The sequence below is a fragment of the Hymenobacter roseosalivarius DSM 11622 genome (assembly GCF_900176135.1).
Classification (GTDB): Bacteria; Bacteroidota; Bacteroidia; order Cytophagales; family Hymenobacteraceae; genus Hymenobacter; species Hymenobacter roseosalivarius.
This window is the reverse complement of record NZ_FWWW01000084.1, coordinates 1-23352: the sequence shown is the minus strand read 5'-3', so window position 1 is coordinate 23352 and position 23352 is coordinate 1. Positions and strand designations below refer to the sequence as shown.

18 protein-coding genes and 1 pseudogene are annotated in these 23352 nt (G+C 57.1%); 17 read left to right on the top strand and 2 right to left on the bottom strand.

The annotated features are described in order from the left end of the window. Positions 1-436 precede the first annotated feature (436 nt). The 7 genes and pseudogenes from B9A24_RS15430 (at position 437) to B9A24_RS15405 (ending at position 8536) form a co-directional block, all read left to right on the top strand. Positions 437-2215 carry an ABC transporter ATP-binding protein gene (locus B9A24_RS15430; RefSeq protein ID WP_084446924.1) on the top strand — a complete coding sequence of 593 codons (1779 nt, stop codon included), beginning with the start codon at positions 437-439 and terminating at the stop codon, positions 2213-2215. Positions 2216-2377: 162 nt separating this feature from the next. Then, the gene (locus B9A24_RS15425) at positions 2378-3265 is read left to right on the top strand and encodes a M48 family metalloprotease (RefSeq protein ID WP_084446923.1); all 888 of its coding nucleotides are present in this window, start codon (positions 2378-2380) and stop codon (positions 3263-3265) included. Positions 3266-3378: 113 nt separating this feature from the next. Next, on the top strand, positions 3379-4278 hold the full coding sequence (locus B9A24_RS15420; RefSeq protein ID WP_084446922.1) for a PhzF family phenazine biosynthesis protein: 900 nt from the start codon (positions 3379-3381) through the stop codon (positions 4276-4278). 131 nt (positions 4279-4409) lie between these two features. Beyond that, positions 4410-5225, top strand: a complete 816-nt coding sequence (gene mutM, locus B9A24_RS15415) for a DNA-formamidopyrimidine glycosylase (protein WP_084446921.1) — start codon at positions 4410-4412, stop codon at positions 5223-5225. A gap of 222 nt (positions 5226-5447) precedes the next feature. Continuing rightward, positions 5448-6664 (top strand): annotated as a pseudogene (locus tag B9A24_RS22720) (glycoside hydrolase family 30 protein); the annotation flags it as partial. Beyond that, on the top strand, positions 6650-6925 hold the full coding sequence (locus B9A24_RS23245; RefSeq protein WP_394334639.1) for a glycoside hydrolase family 30 beta sandwich domain-containing protein: 276 nt from the start codon (positions 6650-6652) through the stop codon (positions 6923-6925). The pseudogene B9A24_RS22720 and the gene B9A24_RS23245, both read left to right, overlap by 15 nt. Positions 6926-6946: 21 nt before the next feature. Next, a complete protein-coding gene (locus B9A24_RS15405; RefSeq protein WP_084446920.1) occupies positions 6947-8536 on the top strand; it encodes a carboxylesterase/lipase family protein in 1590 nt (529 codons plus the stop codon). 170 nt (positions 8537-8706) lie between these two features. Here the strand turns inward: B9A24_RS15405 and B9A24_RS15400 are convergent, their stop codons facing one another. Then, positions 8707-9744: an SDR family NAD(P)-dependent oxidoreductase gene (locus B9A24_RS15400; protein WP_084446919.1), complete on the bottom strand. Its 1038-nt coding sequence runs from the start codon at positions 9742-9744 to the stop codon at positions 8707-8709. A 216-nt stretch (positions 9745-9960) separates the two neighbouring features. Between B9A24_RS15400 and B9A24_RS15395 the strand changes: the two genes are divergently transcribed. Beyond that, entirely contained in the window at positions 9961-10449 is a 489-nt protein-coding gene (locus B9A24_RS15395) for a hypothetical protein (protein ID WP_143434972.1), read from the top strand. Positions 10450-10616: 167 nt separating this feature from the next. Here the strand turns inward: B9A24_RS15395 and B9A24_RS15390 are convergent, their stop codons facing one another. Further along, the gene (locus tag B9A24_RS15390) at positions 10617-11378 is read right to left on the bottom strand and encodes a sulfite exporter TauE/SafE family protein (RefSeq protein WP_084446917.1); all 762 of its coding nucleotides are present in this window, start codon (positions 11376-11378) and stop codon (positions 10617-10619) included. Between the two features lie 211 nt (positions 11379-11589). On the opposite strand from B9A24_RS15390, the gene B9A24_RS15385 reads away from it, so the two are divergent. The 9 genes from B9A24_RS15385 (at position 11590) to B9A24_RS15345 (ending at position 23322) form a co-directional block, all read left to right on the top strand. After that, positions 11590-13179 (top strand): MDR family MFS transporter, encoded by a 1590-nt coding sequence (locus B9A24_RS15385; RefSeq protein ID WP_234997346.1) that lies wholly within the window; start codon positions 11590-11592, stop codon positions 13177-13179. Positions 13180-13271: 92 nt separating this feature from the next. After that, on the top strand, positions 13272-14330 hold the full coding sequence (locus B9A24_RS15380) for an LLM class flavin-dependent oxidoreductase (protein ID WP_084446916.1): 1059 nt from the start codon (positions 13272-13274) through the stop codon (positions 14328-14330). A 219-nt stretch (positions 14331-14549) separates the two neighbouring features. After that, positions 14550-15704, top strand: a complete 1155-nt coding sequence (locus B9A24_RS15375) for a DUF4856 domain-containing protein (protein WP_084446915.1) — start codon at positions 14550-14552, stop codon at positions 15702-15704. Positions 15705-15773: 69 nt separating this feature from the next. Further along, positions 15774-16895: an imelysin family protein gene (locus tag B9A24_RS15370; RefSeq protein ID WP_084446914.1), complete on the top strand. Its 1122-nt coding sequence runs from the start codon at positions 15774-15776 to the stop codon at positions 16893-16895. 32 nt (positions 16896-16927) lie between these two features. Next, a complete protein-coding gene (locus B9A24_RS15365; protein ID WP_234997345.1) occupies positions 16928-18268 on the top strand; it encodes an HTTM domain-containing protein in 1341 nt (446 codons plus the stop codon). Next, entirely contained in the window at positions 18246-20693 is a 2448-nt protein-coding gene (locus tag B9A24_RS15360) for a TonB-dependent receptor (RefSeq protein WP_084446912.1), read from the top strand. Before B9A24_RS15365 ends, B9A24_RS15360 begins: the two co-directional genes overlap by 23 nt. Before the next feature lie 94 nt (positions 20694-20787). After that, complete coding sequence (locus B9A24_RS15355) at positions 20788-21942, top strand: PepSY-associated TM helix domain-containing protein (RefSeq protein ID WP_084446911.1); 1155 nt, start codon at positions 20788-20790, stop codon at positions 21940-21942. A 128-nt stretch (positions 21943-22070) separates the two neighbouring features. Next, positions 22071-22526 (top strand): ankyrin repeat domain-containing protein, encoded by a 456-nt coding sequence (locus tag B9A24_RS15350; protein WP_084446910.1) that lies wholly within the window; start codon positions 22071-22073, stop codon positions 22524-22526. Between the two features lie 322 nt (positions 22527-22848). Then, on the top strand, positions 22849-23322 hold the full coding sequence (locus B9A24_RS15345) for a lipocalin-like domain-containing protein (protein WP_084446909.1): 474 nt from the start codon (positions 22849-22851) through the stop codon (positions 23320-23322). Positions 23323-23352 lie beyond the last annotated feature (30 nt).

Sequence of the window (23352 nt, the reverse complement as noted above, 5' to 3'; positions counted from 1 at the left end):
CCCTAACGATTAGCCCCCGGTTCGTTCAACTGGAGCCCAGCGCCTGGCTCCCCCTCTCCCCTTGGAGAGGGGGGAGCCAGGCGCTGGGCTCCAGTTGATAGATTATTCCTCTAACAGTAAAAAGCCAACGATTTCTTATCGTTGGCTTTTCTATTTGATAACACCTTACCTACAATCGTTAAACTGGTAGCGGTCGCGGAAGCGACAGCCGACGTGGCCACGTAGCACAAGTCGGCTGGCTCCCCCTCTCCCCTTGGAGAGGAGGCCGGGGGGTGAGGCCAATCGTTGAACGAACCGGGGGGTGCAGATCCAAGCGAATCAGCTGCGCTATACGGTGCAACTGGTGCGGGCTTTGGGAGTAAGTTGGTTGTTGCTGCGGGCTTTTTATTAAACTTCTACCCTCGCCTGCGGCTTCTCTGCCATACTCTCCCTCCCCATGCGCCTACTCTACACTTACCTGCGTCAATACCGGGGCCTTTTGGCTTTGGCTTTGGCTCTGGCGGCCGTCAACCAGATATTCTCCCTCCTCGACCCCTGGATTTTCCGCAAAATCATTGACCAGTACGTGGTGCAGCCCGGCGGCGAGCTACACGATATCAACGCGGGCACCTTTATCCGCGGGGCAGGCGTGCTCATACTGGCCGCCATGGGCGTGGCCATGGTGTCGCGCATCGCCAAAAACTTTCAGGATTATTACGTCAACGTCATCACCCAGCGCCTGGGAGCCCAACTGTATTCCGATGGCCTTCGTCACTCCCTGGAATTGCCTTATCAGGTGTTTGAGGATCAACGCTCGGGCGAAACGCTGGGTAAACTTCAAAAGGTCCGCTCCGACGTGGAGAAGCTTATTCAAAGCTTTGTAAATGTGCTTTTTACCTCACTGGTAGGCATTATTTTCGTGGTGGTGTATGCTATTACCGTGTACTGGGTTATTGCGCCGGTGTACTTTCTTACGATTCCGTTGCTGGGAGTCTTAAGCTCCGTGTTGAGCAAGAAAATCAAGGTGTTGCAGAAAACTATCGTGGCCGAAACTACCGCGCTGGCGGGCGCTACCACGGAGAGCTTGCGCAATATCGAGCTGGTGAAAAGTCTGGGGTTGGGCCAGCAGGAAACATTGCGCCTAAATGCCACCACCAACAAGATTCTGAAGCTGGAGCTGAAGAAGGTGCGCTACATCCGCTCGCTGTCGTTTATTCAGGGCACTTTCGTGAATTTGCTGCGCAACGGTATTCTGCTGCTCATGCTGTTTTTGGTGGTAAACGGGCGCATTACGGTGGGCGAATTCTTCTCGCTTTTTATCTACTCGTTCTTCATTTTTGGGCCTTTGCAGGAGCTGGGCAACATCATCAACATCTACCGCGAAACCGAGGCGTCGCTGGCCAACTACCAGCAGATACTGGACACGCCGAAGGAAGTAAAACCCAGCAACCCGAAGCGTATTGAACAGATACAGACACTCCGTTTCGCTGACGTGCGGTTCCAGCATCTATCGGCCAACAACGCGGCGCTGGATGGTATTTCCTTCGACACCAGGCTCGGCGAAACCATTGCGTTCGTTGGGCCTTCGGGCTCCGGCAAAACAACCCTCGTGAAGCTGCTCGTCGGCCTCTACCCCCCCGCCAGCGGCCAGATTCTGTACAATGATCTTCCCGGCAATGAGCTTGACCTCGATCAGCTACGCGAGCAAATCGGCTTCGTAACCCAGGACACCCAGCTATTTGCCGGCACTATCCGCGAAAATCTGCTTTTCGTCGCGCCCCAGGCTACCGACGAAGAGTGTCTGCGTGCTCTGCACCAGGCCGCCGCGGGCTCCCTACTGGCCCGCGCCCCGCAAGGCCTGGATACCGTCATCGGGGAAGGCGGCGTGAAAGTATCGGGGGGCGAAAAGCAGCGCCTGAGTATTGCCAGAGCCCTTTTGCGCCAACCTACTCTATTGGTTTTTGACGAGGCTACTTCCTCGCTTGATTCGCTCACCGAAGAGGAAATCAGCCAGACCGTGCGGGAGCTATCTGGCTCGCGCCAGCATATCACTATTCTCATTGCCCACCGCCTGAGCACCGTTCTCCACGCCGACCGCATCTTTGTGCTGGAGCGCGGCCGAATTGCCGAGCAAGGCCGCCACGCGGAGCTATTGGCTACCAAAGGATTGTATTACGCCATGTGGCGTCAGCAAATCGGGGAGCGCACGCCGGCCAAGGCCGAATTGGCGGTATAGAAAGTTCTGCGGTGGCCCCAGCCTCTCCTTTTTTTTCTACGTTTTTCAAACGAAATACTCCCCGGATAACGTTGTGCTAGTGAACCGCTGACAAGCTGACTGCTTTGTGCCTCTGGCCGGAAAGCTGCCTCAATAAAGCGTCAACTTTATCCAACTTTGTCTATGAACACCAACCGCATCTTCCGCCGTTTTGCAGGCCTGTTGCTTGCTGGGGGGCTTTTTTTATCGGGTACCGTAGCTACGGCCCAAACGAACAACGGTAGCCGGCGCGACATACTGCGCGAAATCACGGATGTGGTTGGGTTGAAGCCCCGCTTCGAGCTGCGCTCTACTTCGGAAGTAGAAAACGCAGCGGCTGTCGTCTACAATGGGCAACGCTACCTGCTGTATAATCCGCAGTTTGTGGGGGCCGTGAACCAGGCGGGCCGCACCGACTGGGCTGGCATCAGCATTCTGGCCCACGAAATGGGCCACCACCTCAACGGCCACACCCTGCGCGCCGGCGGCAGCAACCCTACCGACGAGCTGGAAGCCGATGAGTTTTCGGGCTTCGTGCTGCGCAAAATGGGCGCTAGCTTAGCTCAGTCTCAGGCTGCTATGGCAGTCATTGCCGATGACCAGGCTTCGGCCACCCACCCAGGCCGCCCCACTCGCCTCAAAGCGATTGGCGAAGGCTGGCAGCGGGCTAATGGTCAGATTGTAGCCAGCTCTAAAATCACAGCTCCTTCCGCCGCGCCAGCGGTTCTTACGCAGCGCACTCCGCCCGCTACCCCGGTGCATACTGCTAGCAATACGGTCAGCGTGATTGGCAAAATCACTTTCCGCGATAACCCCGACGAGCAGTATTACCTCACTGACCGCCTGAGTGTAGTGCGCCTGGGGCGCAACAGTCGCTCGGCCGAAGTAGTCGGGCGTCTCACTCGCTCCAGCAGCCGCACTTTCCCTTACGTACTTACCGATGGGCAGCAGCGCCGGCTGTACGTAAGCGCCAATGGGGGCGTATATGACACCGATGGCGAGCAGGTTGGCCGCCTTTCCGACCCCTCTTAAGTATTGGTTGAGTTTTTGTCTAAAGCTAATTCCTCCCCCGAGGAATTAGCTTTTTTTTATATCCAACTCTCCGTACTCTTCCTACCTTAGAGGTTCCGTTCCTGCTGCCACCTATGCCCGTTTCCTACCCCTTTTTGCTTGTTGATGCCTTTACCCAAACAGCGCTAAGCGGCAATCCGTGCGCGGTAGTGTTTGATGCTGATGAACTCTCCGCGGAAACCATGCAGAAGGTAGCCCGCGAGTTCAACCAGTCGGAAACAGTATTCGTGCGCCGTTCGCCCACCGCCGATTTTGGATTACGCTACTTCACGCCGGCCGAAGAATTGCCACTAGCGGGCCACCCGACTATTGCTGCCGTCACGGCGCTTATTTATGCAGGTCGCCTGCCATTGGCCGGCATCCACACCACCTTGCAGCTGGAGTTGCAGGAAGGCCCGATACAGATTGACGTATTGGCCCCTGGGGGGCAAAAACCGACGCACGTCGTCATGACGCAGCGCCGCCCGGTGTTCGGAGCCGTGCACGAGCCGGAAGTGGTGATGCCCTTTTTTGGGCTGACCCCTGACGACCTCTACCCCGGTGCCCTCATCCAGACGGTAAGTACCGGCACGCCCCAACTCATGGCGCTGCTCCGCAACCACGACGCTCTGCGCCGCGCTACGCCGCCCGAGCCAGTTGCTTTCCGCAAGTACCGCGCCTCCAGCGACTTTTTCAGTTCTCATCTTTTTTGTCTGGGCGGCGCTACGAAAGCTGGCCACACCTTCGCCCGCCACTTCGGCGTACCGCCCGATACCATCGAGGATCCCGTTACGGGCTCCGCTACGGGCGGAATGGCCGCGTATTTATGGCATTATCGGTATTTGGATTCACTCAATTTTGTGGCTGAGCAGGGTCATTGGCTCAACCGTCCTGGCACTGTGCAAGTAAGCGTGCGGGGTTCACATGAGTCCATTGAGATGGTGCAGATTGGTGGCACGGCCGTAGTAGTGGCGGTAGGCACCATGCGGATTTAAGGCAAGCGTTTAGCTAGTCGCTACTGCTCGGAACATCGGTGATAAGAGCTGGTTATTAAGAACCTGGTTCTTTGAAAAATGCCTCCCAAGGGCATTTTTTGGTTTTTACCCCACCTAAGCTCTCTACCTCAGTGCCCGAACTACCCGAAGTAGAAACCTACCGCCGGTTTCTCGACGATATTATTCTCCATCAACCTATTACCGCCTTCGAGGTGCGCGACGCGCATGTGTTGGGCACCGACGAAGACACGTTGCGTCAGCGCGTGGTCGGCCGGCAGGTAACGGCCACCCGCCGCATTGGCAAAAACTGTTTTCTGGAGCTGAACGATGGTGCCGTGCTGGCCCTGCACTTTGGCATGACCGGCGACGTAGGCGCCTACCGCGACGACCACGACGCGCCCCGCTTCACCCGCGTAGCCCTGCACCTGGCCGACGGCCTGCGCGTGGCCTTCATCGACCCCCGCAAGTTCGGCCGTATCCGTCTGGCCGACAGCGTGGAAGCGTATCAGAAAGCCAAGAAGCTCGGGCCCGATGCCCTCAACGTCAGCGCCGGCTACCTTAAGCAAGCGCTGGGGGGCAAAAAAACCATTCTCAAGCCTCTGCTGCTCGATCAGCGCATCACGGCGGGCCTGGGCAACTGGATTGTAGACGAGGTGTTGTTTCAGGCTAAGCTCCATCCCGAACGGATTGCCAACTCACTAACTGACAAGCAGTTTAACTCCCTGAGTCTGGCTATTCAACTGGTATTGCAAACCGCCATTCAGCACGAGGCTACTTATCGACACTTCCCGGCTTCTTTCCTCATTCACGCCCGCGAGTGGGACGATTCCGCCACGCCCGGCTCGGAGCAGCACAAGTTTTGCCCGCGCCACCCCAAGACCCTGATTGACAAGAGTTACGTGGGCGGGCGAGCGACGTATGCGTGTCCGCGCTGCCAGGTATTGTAACCTAAAAAAGCCCCCCGGAGTTGGTTCTGGGGGGCTTTTTCGGTTAATGGCTCAGTCTTCAACCAGCATTCTGATAGCCTGACCTGATAGAGATAATACAATCAATGATGAAAGCTTGGTTATGTAAACCCATTGTTACCCGTAACTTCCCCACCTGCCACATCCCGTGCGCTGGCAGGGACCGGTGGCATTTGCCGACAGTTGATAAGCATTATCAATTATATGATCAACAAGCTACTCTCTTGTCTGCTGCTGGCCACGCTGGCTACAGGTAGCAATGCCACGGCCCAATCGGTTGTAAAAGCACCGGGTAAGGCTCAATCCTACTCAGTAACCGGCAAAAAAGCGCAGGTATACACCACTGCGGCCAATACGCCGCTGCGCATGGCGGCTGGCGAGGTGTTAGCATTTAAGCCGGAGGCGCAGCCGCTGGAAACCCAGGTGTGCATATTTGTTGATCCTACCAAGACGTTTCAAACCATGCTGGGTATTGGTGGGGCGCTCACCGACGCGTCCGCCGAAACCTTCGCCAAGTTGCCCAAAGCCACGCAGCAGGAGTTTTTGCAGGCTTACTACAGTCCGACAAATGGCATCGGCTACACGCTGGCGCGCACCACGATTCACAGCTCCGATTTTTCGAGCGGGTCTTACACCTATGTGGCCGATAAGGATGAAAGTCTGAAAACGTTCAGCGTAAAGCATGATGAGCAGTTTCGCATTCCCTTCATCAAGCAAATACAAGCGGCGGCGGGGGGCAAACTGACGATGTACGTGAGCCCGTGGAGCCCGCCAGCCTGGATGAAGGATAACAACAGCTTGCTACAAGGGGGCAAATTGCTGCCTCAATACCGGCAAAACTGGGCGGACTACTACGTCAAGTTTATCAAGACGTACGAGCAGCTAGGCATTCCAATCTGGGGCCTGAGCGTGCAGAATGAGCCGATGGCCAAGCAACGCTGGGAGTCGTGCATCTTTACGGCCGCCGAGGAGCGAGACTTTATCCGCGACTACCTCGGGCCAACGCTGAAAAAAACAGCCTCGGCGACCGCAAGCTCATTGCCTGGGACCACAACCGCGACCAGATTTTTCAGCGCGCCAGCACCATTCTCGACGACCTCAAGGCCGCGCAATATGTATGGGGTATTGGCTACCACTGGTACGAAACCTGGACCGGCAGCGGCATGCTCTTCGACAACCTGAAGAATGTGCACGAGGCCTACCCGAATACGAATTTGATATTCACGGAAGGCTGCGTGGAGAGATTCAACTTCGACAAACTAGGCGACTGGGCACTGGGTGAGCGCTACGGCCACTCCATGATCAACGACTTCAACAACGGCACTGTCGGCTGGACCGATTGGAACGTGCTGCTGGACGAAACCGGCGGCCCCAACCATGTGCAAAACTTCTGCTACGCCCCCGTTATCGGCGACACCCGCAGCGGTAAGCTGCTGTACACCAATAGCTATTACTACATCGGTCACTTCTCCAAGTTTATCCGCCCCGGCGCAAAGCGTATCACCAGCTCGTCGAACCGCGACCATTTGAGCACCACGGCTTTTCTTAATACCGATGGCAAGGTGGCTGTAGTCGTGATGAATGACAGCGAAAAAAAGCAGGATTTTCAGCTTTGGCTCCAGAACCAGGCTACTGCTGCCGTGAGTCAGCCCCACTCCATTATGACCTTCGTTGTCAATTAAGCGCCCTACATCCAGCTACCGATGAAGACTGCACTGCTGCTTTTGCTCCTTGCTCTGCCAGGTTTGCCTATGGCTTTTGGGCAAGCAAAAAAGCCCCCCACCGCTTCTGCTGCTAACCGCGTGCAGACGGCTAACGGTTTGCTGGAAGGCGGCACGGCGGCGAGCGGTATTCGTGAGTTCAAGGGAGTGCCTTTTGCTGCGCCGCCCGTCGGGGACTTGCGGTGGCGGGAGCCTCAGCCGGTCAAAAGCTGGATGGGGATTCGCCAGGCCAGGAAATTTGGTCCCCAGGCCATGCAATTGCCCATTTATAGCGACATGAACTTTCGCTCCGATGGCGTGAGTGAGGATTGTCTTTACCTGAATGTGTGGACGCCGGCCAAATCAGCGCAGGAAAAGCTGCCGGTGCTGGTGTATTTCTACGGCGGGGGCTTTATCGCCGGCGATGGCTCGGAGCCGCGCTACGATGGCGAAAGCATGGCCCGGCGCGGCATTGTGGCCGTGACGGTGAATTACCGACTGGGTATCTTTGGCTTTCTGGCCCATCCGGAGCTCTCCACAGAATCACTGCACAAGGCCTCGGGCAACTACGGCTTTCTGGACCAGAGCGCGGCGTTGCGCTGGGTGCGGCAGAATATCGCGGCCTTTGGCGGCGACCCCAAAAAGGTGACGATTGCCGGCGAGTCGGCAGGCTCTATGTCAGTAAGTGCTCAGATGGCGTCTCCATTATCCAAAAACCTGTTTGCCAGGGCTATTGGTGAAAGCGGCTCCATGCTGAATACCAGCTTCGGGCCTTTACCTCTGGCTGAAGCCGAGAAAAACGGGTCTGCTTTTGCTGCCAGCCTTGGGGCAACTTCGCTGGCCGCCTTGCGGGCGCTGCCGGCCCAACAACTGCTGGAAGCAGCCAGCAAACCCGGCGTGCCGCGCTTCGCCCCTACTATCGACGGTTACTTTTTCACCCAGTCGCCCACTGCCACGTTCGTCGCCGGACAACAAGCGCGCGTGCCGTTGCTCGTGGGTTGGAATTCGCAGGAAATGAGTGCTCCCTTTCTGCTTGGAAAAGAACCAGCTACGCCCGAAAATCTCCGGCAAGTGGTGCAAAAGCTCTACGGCGACCGTGCCAACGAGGTATTGAAGCTGTACCCAGCCGCTACCGCGCAGGAAGCGGAGCCATCGGCCACCGACCTGGCCGGCGACCGGTTTATTGCCTACAGCACCTGGAAATGGGCCGATATGCACGGCCAAACCGGCGGGCAGCCCGTGTACCGCTACCTGTACGCCCGCCCCCGCCCCGCCATGACCCCAGCTATGGGCGACGCCCCCGCAGCTAAAGGGGCCACACATTCAGCGGAGATTGAGTATGCCCTCGGCAACCTGGCTACCAACAAAGTGTACGCCTGGACCCCGGATGACTACAAAGTGTCAGAGACGATGCAGATCTACTTTGCCAACTTCATCAAGACTAGCAACCCTAATGGTGAAGGTTTGCCCACCTGGCCGGCCGCGAAAGCAGGCCGTGATGCGCAAGTTCTACGCATCGACGTTACAACGCGAGCCGAGGCTGAGCAGAACCGCGCCCGGTATCTACTTCTAGACCAGCTCTTTGCCAAATAATTTATTTGCAAAGAAACAGTAATGTTAGGGTGTAGAGACGCGTATTCGCGTCTCATCGTTGAACAGTTGGAACCGCACCAACTACACAACATCAGCAACGACGAGACGCAAACTGTTGCGTCTCTACACTCTGGTTTTTATTTTTTAAAGACCTTAAGATGAGTCCGTTATTACTTATCGCTGCTTAGCTCATTATTCTCCTTCTCGGCTTTGCGGGTGAGCGTTGTCACCCAGGAGCGGCTAGCTGCTGACTCGCTTTCGTAGCCGTGGCGGCGCTCGTCGCCCAGTTCGCCGTTTTCGCCCGGTAAAGCGCGATTCACCAAGCTCAAGAGGTCGGTGGTCGTGCCGGGTATCAGGCCGTGCAAACCAGCGAGCAGCTTGGCGGGCGTGCCTAGTATTACTTCCGCGTCGCCGCGGCGGCAGGCGTTCCAGATGCGGCGGCCGGCCGTTTCAGCATCGAGCGTGAGCACTGGCAAAGAGTCGGCAATGACGAAGGTGGCATACTCCTGTTGGTGCTTGCCCTTTATGATGGCGTGGCGGGCGCTGCCCGTGCGCAGCAAATTAGGGCAGATAGTAGTAACAAGAATGCCGTGTTGCTTCAGCTCAATACGGAAGCTTTCGGAAAGGCCAACCAGTGCAAACTTGCTGGCGCAGTAGGGTGCCAGATGCGGCACCGGAACTTTGCCCCCCACCGAGGCTATATTAATGATGCGGCCCTCACCGCGGCGGCGCATAGCGGGCAACACGGCCTGCATGGCGTGCAACGGTGCCCAGAAGTGCGTATCCATCGAATCCTGATACTCGCGCAGCTCCATGTGGTCGAGGGGGCCGGCGGTGATAATGCCCGCGTTGTTGATGAGCACATCAATGAAACCCAGCTGCTGCTGCACCTCGGCAATGAGGGAGCGGACGGCCTCCGGATCGGTGAGGTCGCGCTGCAGGGCTACTACTTCGGTGCCGGCGGCAGCCAGCTCCTGGCGGGCACGTTCCAGCTCTTCGGCGTCGCGGGCACAGATAGCCACTTTGGCGCCTTCGGCTACGGCCTGGCGGGCCAGCACTAAGCCTAGCCCGCGCGATCCACCCGTAATCAGGACCACGCGGCCCGCCAAATCGTAGGAGCCGCGGCGGTTAGACCACAGTGCTGCGGCGGCTACCACGGCGCCCATGCCGGCCAATGCCAGCCATTTAGGTTGAGTTTTCTGCTTCATGCTTTCTAGTATGGAATGCAGCAGGAAAGGTTACGCTGGCTGGGGGGCATTTTTTTTGATTAGGTCTGGCATAACTATCTGCCCATCTGCGTTACAAGCCCATTACTCCTTTCTGGCACCATATTTACGCGCTGAGAAGCTCGTCTCCAGCGCTCATTTTCTGACACATCTTTGCACCGGGTGCCCATTTTTGGCTTCCGTACTATCCATTCTGACATGAAGACTTCCTTTTTTGCTGCCTTCCTTCTCCTGATTCTGGCCCCCGGCCTCACGCAGGCCCAAACCGCTACCAAGCCCAAAACCGCTGCCTCAACAGCTGCCAAACCTAAAGCAGCAACGCCAGCAAGACCAAGTGCGGCTCCGATGCCCCCCGCCGACAAAGTAGAAGCCCGCGCCAAGGCCCTTACCGATAATATGCGGCAGGCACTGGGCCTCACGCCGCAGCAAGTCATAAAAGTGAATCAGATAAACCTGAACAGCGTGCGCGGCGTGGAAACCGCCCGCCTCCGCTACCGCACCAATTTACGCAAACTGAATGGGGTCGTGGAAGACATCGGCAGCGCCCGCATGTCGGCGCTAAAAGACGTGTTGTCGGCCGACCAGTTTACCCGTTATCAGCGCAAGCGGGAAGAAAAGATGGGCGTACCGAACACGAGTGCCGCCCAAGGCAATCCGGTGCCCGGCTTGCCGGGCGGTGAGCAGTAAAACCAACCGTCGAGACGCGTATTCGCGTCTGGTCGTTGCGGTCGTTGTTTAGGTGAACTATTCTATTCGAACGGCCCGGCACAGGTCGTTAGCTGCGCGGACCTTCAGTTCAACTATTAGACGCGAACCGAAGGTCCGCGCAGCCAATACGCGTCTCTACCGTGCGCTTATTTAAACGTATCGTACGCCAGCTTCAGAATAATCCCGCAAACCACCACCAGAAACAGCACGCGCACAAAGCCAGTCCCCTGCCTTAGAGCCATGCGGGCGCCCAGCGTAGAGCCCAGCATATTGCAGGCAGCCATGGGCAGCGCGATATGGTAGAGAATCTGGTCGGTGAAGGCGAAGTAGAGCAGGCTAGTGAGGTTGGTGGCCACGTTCACGAGCTTAGCCGAGGCCGAGGCGGTGAGAAAGTCATAGCCAAAAAGTCCCACGAAGGCGAACAATAGCAAGCTGCCCGTGCCAGGGCCAAAGAAGCCGTCGTAAAAACCTAAGATTGCCCCTACCAGCACGCCGTAAAGCGTTTCGCGGCTGGGGGTGAGCCGCGGGGCGTGAATAGCCCCGAAATCTTTGCGCCAGAAAGTATACGCGGCAATAACAACCAACAGGCCCAGCACCAGCGGCCGCAGTAGCTCGCTGGGCAGCAGACTCACCACCCGCGCCCCGGCGAAGGAAAACAAGCCGGCCGTAACAGCCGCCGCGCCCACACTGCGCCACTGCATGGGCACCCGCCCCGAGTAGCGCCACAGGGCCGTGGCCGTGCCCGCCAACGAGGAAACTTTACCCGTCCCGAACACGACGGGCACGGGCACGCCCTTGAGCAGCAATAACATAGCCGGCAGCTGAATCAGGCCGCCGCCGCCCACCATCGAATCCACGAAACCAGCCAAAAAGGCGAATAAACACAGCAAGGCCAGGGTAAGGGTCATCTGGGGGGCTTTTTTAGATAATGCCGGCGAAGGTAGTTTGCTCGTTTGGGTGTTCCTTGTTCATCCGAAACATTTGTCGACGGAGTGTGCTCTATCAGTATCCACGGTGGCAGCTTTATAGTACCGCATTTCTCGTCTTATTTAGTGGCAGTTGCCGCGGACTTCCAACCTAGCGCCGGATGCCGCGTACCTCAGTCCGACCTATTCCATTATGACTGACTCGCTTACCCAACGCACCAAGCTGCTGACCTTAGCCGGTGTGCTACTGGCCCTTTTTCTGGGCTCCCTCGACCAAACTATCGTGGCCACGGCCCTGCCGCGCATCGTGCGCGACCTGCACGGGCTCGACCGCTTTACGTGGGTAGCTACCGCTTACTTAGTAGCCAGTACGGCGCTGGTGCCTATTTATGGCAAGCTGGCCGACATGTACTCGCGGCGCACCATTGAGGTCACGGCTGTTTTGGTGTTCTTATTTGGCTCGGCTTTGTGCGGGCTGGCGGGCGAATTTGGCACCCTGCCCCTACTCGGCGACGGCATGAGCCAGCTGATCATCTTCCGGGCCATTCAGGGACTTGGGGGAGCGGGGCTGTTTGCTATGGCCTTCATCATCATTGCCGACTTGTTTCCGCCCGCCGAGCGCGGTAAGTACCAGGGATTTGTGGGAGCCACGTTTGGGGTGTCGTCGGTGCTGGGACCTTTTCTGGGGGGCCTTTTAACTGACCACGGCGACGGGCTGCTGCCGGGTGTAGAAGGCTGGCGATTAGTATTTTATGTAAATATCCCCTTGGGCGCGCTGGCTTTATGGTTTATCTTATCACGGATGCCGGCCTTACGCCCGCGTGGCGAGCAGCAACCCATCGACTATCTGGCGGCTTTGCTGCTTATGCTGGGATTGGGGCCGCTGGTCATTGCCTTGCAGCTGAATAAAGCCGTATACGGCTGGGCTTCGCCTATCACGCTGGGCCTTTTTGCCCTGGCTCTGGCGGCGCTTACACTGTTTGTGGTTCGTTCCCGCCGCGCCGCCAACCCGATTCTGGACCTCACACTCTTTGATAATAAGGTGTTCCGCACCGCCAATCTGGCGCTGTTTCTTCTCGGGGGGGCTTTTTTGAGCATTATTATCTTCGAGCCCTTGTTCATGGTGAATGTGCTGGGTACCACCGCTACCCAGGCCGGAGTCAGTCTTATTCCGCTCTCGTTGGGGGTGGTAGCGGGCTCTATGCTGGCGGGCCAGATGGTGTCGCGCTTCGGCCACTACAAGCGCTGGATGCTGGGCGGCGGCGTGGTGCTAATGATGGGGCTAAGCCTGCTTGCCACTATGCCGGACAACGTAACCTATTATCAGGTATTGTTTTACGTGGTGCTCTGCGGGCTGGGCCTTGGCCCAAGTATGCCTCTTTACACGCTGGCGGTACAGAATGCCATTGAGCCCCGCCTGTTGGGTCAGGCTACGTCGGCCAGCCAGTTTTTCCGACAGATTGGGGGTGCTGTCGCGGCGGCCGGGCTCGGTGCCGTACTCAGCATCAGTCTGGCGCAGGCCCTGCCTGCTCCTACTGCCGCGCCGGTTTCCCTCACCCAGGTCAGCGCCACGGAGGGCTCAAGTTTGCCCCCCGGTCCGGCTCGGGTGGCTGGCAGTCCCACACCGGCTATTCGGGCGGCATTTACCCACGCTATTTCACGTATTTACCTCTGTACCTTATTACTGGTAATGGCGGGCTGGGTAGCAACGTTGTTTATTCCGGAGCTGCCGCTGCGCAAGAGCAACGCCATCAGCCAGCCCGTGGCCGTAGCCGCCGAGTAGCCGCGCGCCAGGCCCACGAAGCGGAGTGAACTGAACACGATGGACTGGCATGGGGTTATAGCATCTATTCAACGGCTACACATCCCCGCATCATGAGCAGTACACTTCGCCTCAGCGTCCTCGACCAGTCGCCCGTGCGGCAGGGCGGCACGGCGCGCCAGGCACTTGAAGAAACAATACAGCTGGCTCGCCTCACCGACCAATTAGGCTACACGCGCTTTTGGGTATCGGAACACCATAATACCGGCACACTGGCCGGCTCGGCACCCGAAGTACTTTTAGGACGCCTGGGGGCTGAAACCCAGCACATTCGTTTGGGCTCGGGTGGGGTAATGCTGCCTCATTACAGCGCCCTGAAAGTGGCCGAAAATTTCCGCCTCCTCGAGACGCTTTATCCCGGCCGCATTGATCTGGGCATCGGGCGCGCCCCCGGCACCGACCGCCTGACGGCGCATGTGCTCAACCCCCAGAACACCTTCCGCGACGAGGATTTTGTGGACCAGCTCATGGATCTGCGCGGCTTCCTGCGCGATGAGGTAGTGCCCAATACCGTCCATGAAAAGGTGAAGGCCGCGCCCTTCGCCACCACCATGCCGGAGCTGTGGCTGCTCAGCTCCAACGGACAAAGCGGGCTATTCGCGGCCCATCTGGGCGCCTCGTTTTCGTTTGCCCACTTTATCAATCCCGTCGCAGGGCCTGACATGGTCCGGCTGTACAAGGAGCGGTTTCGCCCATCGGATGAACTGGCCGTGCCCCGCGCCACGGTGGCCCTTTTCGTGCTATGCGCCGATACGGAACTGAAAGCTAACGAGTTGGCCGAAACCCTGGCTCTGCAAATGCTTAAGCTCGAAACCGGCGACCGAAGCTCCATCGGTTCCTATGATACCGTGCGCGACTACCCGCTCACGCCCGAGCTGCGCGCCCGCCTCACCTACCACCGGCAGCGTATGGTAAGCGGCACGCCTGAGCAAGTACACACGCAGCTCACGGCCCTGGCCGCTTCTTATGGCGTGGAGGAAGTTACGGCAGTTACGATTACTTATGATTTTGCCGACCGCCTACGCTCTTACGAATTGCTGGCCGAGGTATTTGAGTTGACGCCCGTAGCTCAGGAAGTGGCACAGGGGGCATTTTCAGGCCGATTGCACTAAAGTACTACGCCGTTAGGCTGGTTACTTTGGTGCAATCGGCCCTTTACTTGAAAGCGACTTCCGTCAAAAACAACAAGCTCCCCCAAATTCATGACACTACCGGTGAGGAAGCATTTAATTCTTTAGAATCTTTCTAAAAAGATTTCTTCTATTTATAAACATTCCATATAAGGTCTCTATATTTGCGTCATCAATCGCCCACCAAACCTCTACTTTCTTATGCCGCTCAAATACGTTACAGTCGCATTGCTTACCCTGGCCGTTGGTTTAACCTCTTGTGATAAAAAGGAAGCGGAAACGCCAACCCCAGCCTTACGGACGAAGCTCGACTACACCTCCATTACGGCCAGCTCCCGATACACAGAGTCGTTTAAGGATGCCAGTGGCCAATCAACGGTAGACCTGGGCGCGGCCGCCGTGCGGCTGGACATGTTCTCGGAGTTGAACACCTACATGGCCAAAGTAGCGGTAGCCGCGCCGGCCACGCCTTCAACCCTGGACGCCACTACCCTCCGCAATTACTATACAAATGCAGGTGCGCCGTTCTCGGCACCCACTTTGAATAGCTCAGGCTTACAGCTACGCAATGCCACGGCAGCTTCTTTTCCGGCTACCAATGCCGAAGCCGTCCGCACCTACATTGACAGCAACCTGGCCGCCCTGGCCGTGGCTAGTCAATCGGTAAATAACACCGCTACGGCCGGTAACGCCGGCCGCCTGGGCCGCTACCTCGTTGATGGCAAAGGCATTGAAGTAAATCAGGTAATCCAGAAGGCCTTGATCGGTGCCCTGCTGCTCGACCAGATCGACAATGTGTTGCTGACCGATCAGGCCCTGAGCGCCAACAACAGTAAAAGCCTGGACGGCAAACCCTACACGGAACTGGAGCACAACTGGGACCTGGCTTATGGCTACATGACTACCAACGCTCTGATGGTGACTGACATCAATATTATGCCCAGGGAGCGTTTTCTGGCCGGTTACCTGAATGAGAAGAACGGGCCTGCTTCGCCAAATGTATATATGGCGTTCCTGAAAGGCCGCGCCGCCATTGTCAACAACGACAAGACCACGCTAAAGGCCCAGGCGGACATTATTCGCACGGAGCTGGAGAAAACTATTGCGCTGTCGGCGGTTTCCTACCTCACCAATTGGAAGAGCCTTCCCGATCTACCCGCCAAAGCGCACGCCCTGGGTGAAGGCCTCGGCTTTATCTACTCCCTGCGCTTCTGCACCCGGTTTGGGGCCGACGCAGCTTTTTCCGATGGCTTGCTCAATGGCCTGCTATCCGGCCGCGATGGGGCCTGGAGCCTGACTAACGCCCAGGCCGATGTCGCCATCAACGCCATCAAGTCGAAGTTCTCTCTTCAATAATTTTACGTCCGCTACGCGTCGGGCAGCTTGTTGCTTCGCGCGTTGGCTTTGGCAACGATAACCAGCCAGATGAAAAAAACGCTCGTTTCCGCCTTCGTCCTTTTGCTGACTGCCTGGGTCATGTTCAGCTGCCAGAAAGACCCCGGTAGCAGTACCCCCGACCCTAGCCCTAGCGCCACGCCCGACCGCAAAGCTTTGCTTACGCAGTGGGCCGACAGCCTGATCAAGCCGGGTTATCAGCGCTTCGATGGGAAATTCGCGGCGTTAAAAAACAAGACCACGGCCTTCACCACCGCGCCCACCACGGCCAGCTTGTTGGAAGCACGCCAGGCTTGGCAGCAAGCCTACGTGGAGTGGCAGAAGGTGGAGATGTTTGAGTTTGGCCCCGCCGAATCGGTGAGCCTGCGCAACCACTTCAACATCTACCCCACTGATGCTGCCGGCATCCGCCAGAATATCAGTTCGGGCTCTTATAACTTTGACCTGGCGACGACTATTCCGCAGCAAGGCTTCCCGGCGTTGGATTACCTGCTCAACGGTATTGGGGCTGATAATGCGGCCATCGTGCAACAGTATGCGGCCTCTGCTGGCCATCGCCGCTACCTCACGGATGTGGTGGCTAAGATGGACCAGACCTTCGGCAAGGTGTACGCGGAGTGGAATGGCTCCTACCGCGACACTTTTATCAACAACGCTGGCACTGACGCCAGCAGCTCCCTGTCACGGGTTATCAATGCTTATTCCCTGTATTTCGAGCGCTACCTGCGGGCGGGTAAAGTAGGCATTCCGGCTGGCACCATGACCGGCACTCCCGTACCCGAAAAAATTGAGTCGTACTACCTGCGTGGGGCTTTGCCCGGCCAGCTGGCTACCACTGCCCACGCGGCGGTGCAGTTATTTTTCAATGGTCGCAGCGCTTCTCAGCCCTCATTGAAAAGCTACCTTGATGCCCTGGGGGCCAAAGACAGCCGTACAAACCAGACACTGAGCGGCATTATCAATACCCAGCTGGACGCTTCCTATCAGAAGCTCAACTCTTTAAGCCCCGACCTGTACGCTGCCATCCGCAGCCGCAATGCCGAGGCCGTGGCGTCGTATAATGAGATGCAGAAGGCCGTGCGCATGCTTAAAGTAGACATGACCTCGGCGCTGGGCATCACCGTCACCTACGTCGATAACGACGGCGACTAATGTTACTGCCGGGCGGTCGACTTCAGCGCTATTTGCATACTTACACCCCAGCGGCCCCGCTGGCTACGTTCCGGTTGGCTTTCGGCCTGCTGGTCCTGGCCAGCGTGGTGCGTTTTTGGGCTAAGGGCTGGATTGCGGAGCTGTATCTGAAGCCTAAGTTCTTCTTCTCGTATTACGGCTTCGAGTGGGTAAAGCCTTTGGGGCCACTTACCTACGGCTTGTTCGCGGTGTGCGGGCTGTGCGCCCTGTTGGTGGCCCTGGGCTGGGGGTACCGCTGGGCGGCCGGGGGGCTTTTTTTGAGCTTCACCTACATCGAGCTCATGGACAAAAGCACCTACCTGAACCACTATTATTTCGTGAGTCTGGTGGCGCTGCTGCTCATCGTGCTGCCCGCGGGCGGCTACTTTTCCGTGGATGCCCACCGCCACCCCGCTCGCTGGCACGACCGGGTGCCGCGCTGGACCGTGGATGCCCTGCGCCTGCTGCTGGGCATCGTGTACTTTTATGCCGGCCTGGCCAAGCTCAATTCCGACTGGCTGTTGGAGGCCATGCCCTTGCGCATCTGGCTGCCCGCCAAGAATGATTTGCCGCTGGTGGGCTTTCTGTTCAACTACCCCTGGGTAGCCTACGCCTTCAGCTGGTTTGGTGCTTTCTACGACCTGACGGTGCCGTTTTTTTTGCTCAACCGCCTCACTCGTCCCTACGCCTACGCGGCTGTGGTGGTATTTCATGTACTGACGGCCGTACTCTTTCCCATCGGTATGTTTCCGTACGTTATGATCGTGGCGGCGCTAATCTTTTTTCCGGCCGCCGCGCACGAGCGGGCCCTCCAGTGGCTGCGCCGCCTGCTGCGCCTGCCGATCTTTGCCCCCCGCGCGCCCGCGCCGCTGGTGTATGGCCGGGCTACCCGACGGCTGCTTCTCCTGGGGCTGGGGGGCTTTTTTCTGGTACAAATGGGGTTGCCGTTTCGCTACCTGCTCTACCCGAATGAGCTGTTCTGGACGGAGGAAGGCTACCGCTTTTCGTGGCGGGTGATGCTCATGGAAAAGATGGGACAGGTGCAGTTTAAGGTTGTGGACGGCGCTACGGGCCAGATCAGGATGGTGAATAATGACGACCACCTGAGCATACTCCAGGAAAAAATGCTCGCCACCCAGCCCGACATGATGGTGCAGTTTGCCCATTACCTGCGCGATTATTATGCCCGCCAGGGCGTGCACTGCCCCCAGGTGTACGCCGATGCCTATGTCACTTTGAATGGGCGTCTGGGCAAAGCCTATATCGACCCGACCGTGGACCTGGCCCAAGAGGCGGACACCTGGCGGCCCAAGCCCTGGATTTTACCATTTGATGATGCGATTAGCGGTTTATAGTTTTTGTCTGCTGGTGACTGGTTTGCTGTTTCAGCACCCCGCCTTAGCGCAGCGACTAACGCTCAGCGGCGTGGTGCGCGAAGCCGCTACCGGCCAGCCCGTAGCGGGCAGCGAGGTATATTTGAAAGGCTCCCGCCAGATTGCCCGCACCGACAGCGCCGGCTCGTTCACGATACCCAATCTCACACCCGGCCGCCAGCAGCTCCAGTTTTCCTCCATCAGTCACGAGCCGCTGCGAGTAGAAGTAAACCTGACGGAAAACAGCGGCCCGCAGGAGTTTACCCTGACCCGGCGCGAACGAACGCTGAAGGAAGTAGTCGTATCTGCTCCCCAGAGCCGGTTTGGGCAGACCCGGCTGCGGGAAGTAGAGGGCACGGCCATTTTCGCGGCCAAAAAGTCGGAGGTAATCGTGCCTGACAACCTGGTGGCCAACCTGGCAACTAACAACGCCCGCCAGGTATACGCGCGGGTGGCGGGCCTCAACATCTGGGAAAACGACCAGGGCGGCCTGCAGCTGAGCATCGGCGGCCGGGGCCTTGACCCCAACCGCACCGCCAACTTCAACGTGCGCCAGAACGGCTACGACATCTCGGCCGACGCCCTGGGCTACCCCGAGAGCTACTACACCCCCCCCATTGAGGCCGTCAAGCGCATTCAGCTGGTGCGCGGGGCGGCATCTTTGCAGTACGGCACGCAGTTCGGCGGCCTGATTAACTTTGAGCTGCGCGCCCCCGAAGCCGACAAGACCGTGGCCGTCACCTCGCGCCAAACTGTGGGCTCGTACGGTTTTTTCAACTCCTTCAACAGTGTGAGCGGCACGGTGAAGAAGCTCAGCTATTACACTTTCGCTCAGTACAAGCGCGGCGACGGGTGGCGGCCTAACTCCCACTTCGACAGCAAAACCGCCTACGCCGACCTGCGCTATCAGTTCACGGAGAACTTCAAAGTGGGTGCCCAGGTAACGCACATGGACTACCTGGCCCAGCAGCCCGGCGGCCTCACCGATGAGATGTTTCGGGAGAATCCGCGCCAGTCCAACCGCGAACGGAACTGGTTTGAGGTCGACTGGAACCTGTTCAACGTCTCGGCCGACTGGAAGCTGAGCCCGCGCGCCAACATCAACCTGACGACCTTCGGCCTGCTGGCTTCGCGCAAGTCACTAGGCTTTCGGCCCAACCGGGTAGCGACCCTTGACAACGAAGACAACGGGCGCGACCTCATCACCGGCGATTTTCGCAACCTCGGCCTCGAAGCCCGCTACCTCAACCGCTACGCGCTGGGGGGCAAAAATGGGGTTTTACTGGTGGGCACCCGCCTTTACCGAGGCTACAACCACAGCGTTCAGGGCTTTGGACCCGCCGGGCGCGGAGCCGACTTCCGCTTCGTGGAGCCCGACGCGCTTTCCACTTCGAGCTACTCCGATTATCGCTTCCCCAACCACAACGCCGCACTTTTCGCCGAGAACATTCTTTACCTGAATGATAAAATCTCTATCACCCCTGGCCTGCGCTACGAGTACATCCGCACCCGCGCCAACGGCTTTTATGGTCTGGTAGATAGGGACTTGGCCGGCAACATCACTGAGGTAACGCGCCAGGACGAGCAGCGGGTGAGCCCGCGGGGCTTTTTGCTCGGTGGTATCGGGGTAAGCTACAAGCCGCAGGAGCAGCGCGAGTTGTACGCCAACATTTCGCAGAACTACCGCTCCATTACCTTTAGCGACATGCGCATCGCTAACCCCTCGGCCGTCATCGACCCCGACCTGCAGGACGAGCGCGGCTACTCCGCCGACCTGGGCTTGCGCGGCGAGCAGGGCGAGTGGCTCACCTACGATGTAAGCTTGTTTGCCCTGCAATACGGCAACCGCATCGGCGAGGTGCAGACCTACGACGAAAACGACCGAGTGCTGCGCCGTCGCGGCAATGTTGGCCGGGCCCTGATTCTGGGCGTGGAGTCCTACGCTGAGGCCGACGTGCTGCGCCCGTGGCAGCCCCAGGCCGGGCGCTGGTCCTGGTCTACGTTCGGCAACGTGGCCCTGATTCGGGGCCGCTACACGGCCAGCGAAATAGCCGGCGTAAAAGGCAACCAAGTGGAATTTGTGCCGGCCCTGAACCTGAAAGCCGGTACGCGGGCGGGCTACGGCCCAACAAAAGCCTCCTTCCAGTACACCTATCTTTCCGACCAGTTCACCGACGCGACCAACGCGACGGCCGGCGGCGTTTCGGCCGTAGTCGGCCTTATCCCGGCTTACCACGTCCTGGACGCGTCTGTTTCGTGGGAGCATCGCTGGCTCAAGCTCGAGGGCAGCGTAAATAACCTGACCAATAACCTGTATTTTACCCGCCGAGCCACCGGCTACCCCGGCCCAGGTATCCTGCCCTCCGATGGACGCGCCTACTTCCTGACCGTAGCCGTAAAGTGGTAGGACATACTTTTGGTACTCGCGACTGAATGATTAAATTCCAAGCAAGCGACTAACCAGCTTGGCTTCGACCAAAATATTTCAGCTTTTCCTTACCATGAAGATTTTCTTTCGCACTATTCACCTTTATCTCAGCCTGGCTGCCGGAATAGTCATTGCTGTGCTCTGCTTTACGGGCGCGGTGCTGGTTTTCGAGAAGGAGTTAGAGCAGGGCTGGCATCCCGAGCGTTATTTCGTGGCGGCGCCCGGTGAGCAGCCGCGCCTTTTTCTCCACCAAGTGACGCAGGCCGTGCAAGCTGTGGTTCCTCAGTCGAGGGTTACGGGAGTGAAGGTATATGCTGATCCTGCCCGCACCATAGAAGTGAGTTTAGCCGCTTTGCAGGTTAAAGGGGAAGGTAAACCCAAAGGTGGTGAAGGTGGTGGCCCGAAGTACTTTGTCAATCCATATTCAGGGCAGGTTATCGGCCCTTATGTATACCGCGACACGTTCTTCTACACCATGTTTGCCTTGCACCGGGGCATGGTGGCCGGCGCGGTGGGCAAGTTCATCGTGGGCGTGAGCACCTTATTTTTCCTGTTTATCATCGCGACGGGCCTGGTGTTGTGGTGGCCGGCCACGGGCAAGGTACTACGCCAGCGGCTCTCCGTAAAGTGGGATGCCAGCTGGAAGCGCCTCAATCATGATCTACACATTGTGCTGGGGTTTTATAGCGCTCTCTTTCTGTTTGTGTTCGCATTCACGGGCTTGGCCTGGTCATTTGAGTGGTTTAACCAAGGCATATTCACCCTCACTAACTCGGAGATGAAAGGCCCTGAGCCACCGAAGTCCGTGGCTGCTCCCGCTAACGCGCGCCTGACTTACGAAGCGGCCTATGACATAGCACGCCAACAGATGCCTGCGGCTCAAAACTTCAGCATTCAACTTCCCAAGGACTCCGCCGAAGCAGTACGTGTAGCTATGCTACCGCAAAATGCCCCCCACGAGTCAGCCAATGATGAACTATACCTGGATCAGTATAATGGCCAAGTGCTGGGTAAGCTCGCCTTTAAGGATCGGAATCTGGGGCAACGGGTACGACGCTCCTTTAAGCCCGTACACACGGGGGGCATTTTTGGGCTGCCTTCTAAAATTATTGCCTTAATAGCCTGCGTGCTGGGCGTCACTTTCCCCATTACCGGTGTTATTCTCTGGCTGAACAGGTTGAAAAAAGAGAAAAAGCAAAAGCAAAAACAGTTGGCTATGGCTGATTAAGAACAGCTTGTTTTACGAGGCGGTCTTAAGGATTATGGCCAGTATAATTTGTTAGTACAGGGTGGTGACAGAAAGAATCGGGTATTGTACTTTTACGTAATACCAAGATCACTTTACTATCCTTTTGCATGAAAAAAATTATCTTCTTTTGTTTGTTATTTGTGAGTCTAGCCTACGTTTCAGCAGCTCAGGATAAAAGCAAGGAATTATATACTGCAGTTTTAAAAAACAATACTACCGCCGTTGAAACTCTGCTCAAAGCAGGCGCTGACCCCAATCACATTATTGAGATAGTGCCCGGTTTTCCTACTAGTTACCTGATTGCAGCGGCTACAAATAATAATGTAGCCATCGTAAAATCGTTGCTTCAGCACAAGGCAAAAATAAATTGGCGTGACGCCTTTCAGGCAACTGCTCTCCATCATGCGGCCGGAAAAGGCAGTAAGGAGCTAGTCGAGCTGCTATTAGCCAGCGGTGCCGACTTACAGGCAAAAGATGAGGACGGCAACACGGCCCTTACCAGCGCCAAAGCCAGCGGGAACAAAGACGTTGTTACGCTGCTTGAGCTAAAGGCTAAATCTTAATATTATTATATAGCGCATATGAGCCTTAGGCGAACTCTCACTTGTGAGTTCGCCTAAGGCTTTTGCATGCCGTACATCTTAAAGCCTGAATAAATATTAACAAAATACAATTGACATAATTTTATAGGTCAATTTTAACCCGGTTTTGATGGGGTATACCAAAGTGGTATCTATATTTGTAGCCAGGATATTCAAGCAATTACACTTCTTCAAGGTAATTCAACTGCTTTCAACTTTTCTGGTGCTCATACGCATCCTCCTAAATTCATAGCTATACGACCTATTTCTACACGTTCTTTTCTATTCACCTTTCTATCTTTTCATGACCAAAGTACGTCTGCTTACGGCCCTCACGTTGGGTACCATGCTGTTTGCCTCTTGCGAAAAGCAGCTAGAAGAATCTCCTACTCCCCGCGCTACATCCCAGTCTTCGACGGATGCTTCCCTGGCCGGCGATTGGCAGCTAGTAGCCTACAAAGGCATTGTGCCAACCCCAAACGACGTTAGAACCACGAATATATTCGTGATGCTAGATGAGTGCAGCAAGGATGACAAGCTACATTTCGAGGCAGCGGGTGAACTAACGCAATTGCCCGGCGCTAACGTCTGCATGAAGGATGCTAAAACATCAGCTAAGCCCGGCACCTGGGCTCTTAGCGCCGACAAGAAAGCGCTGACTCTGAATTTGGGTGAAGCTAAGGAGTACTTAGTTACCTCGCTGTCTGCTTCTTCGCTGAAGTTGCGTAGTGTAGCAAAAGATGGTCAGCCTTACACTGAACTAGAGTACACGCGCTAACTCCAGCCCTGCATACCCCATAAAAAAGAG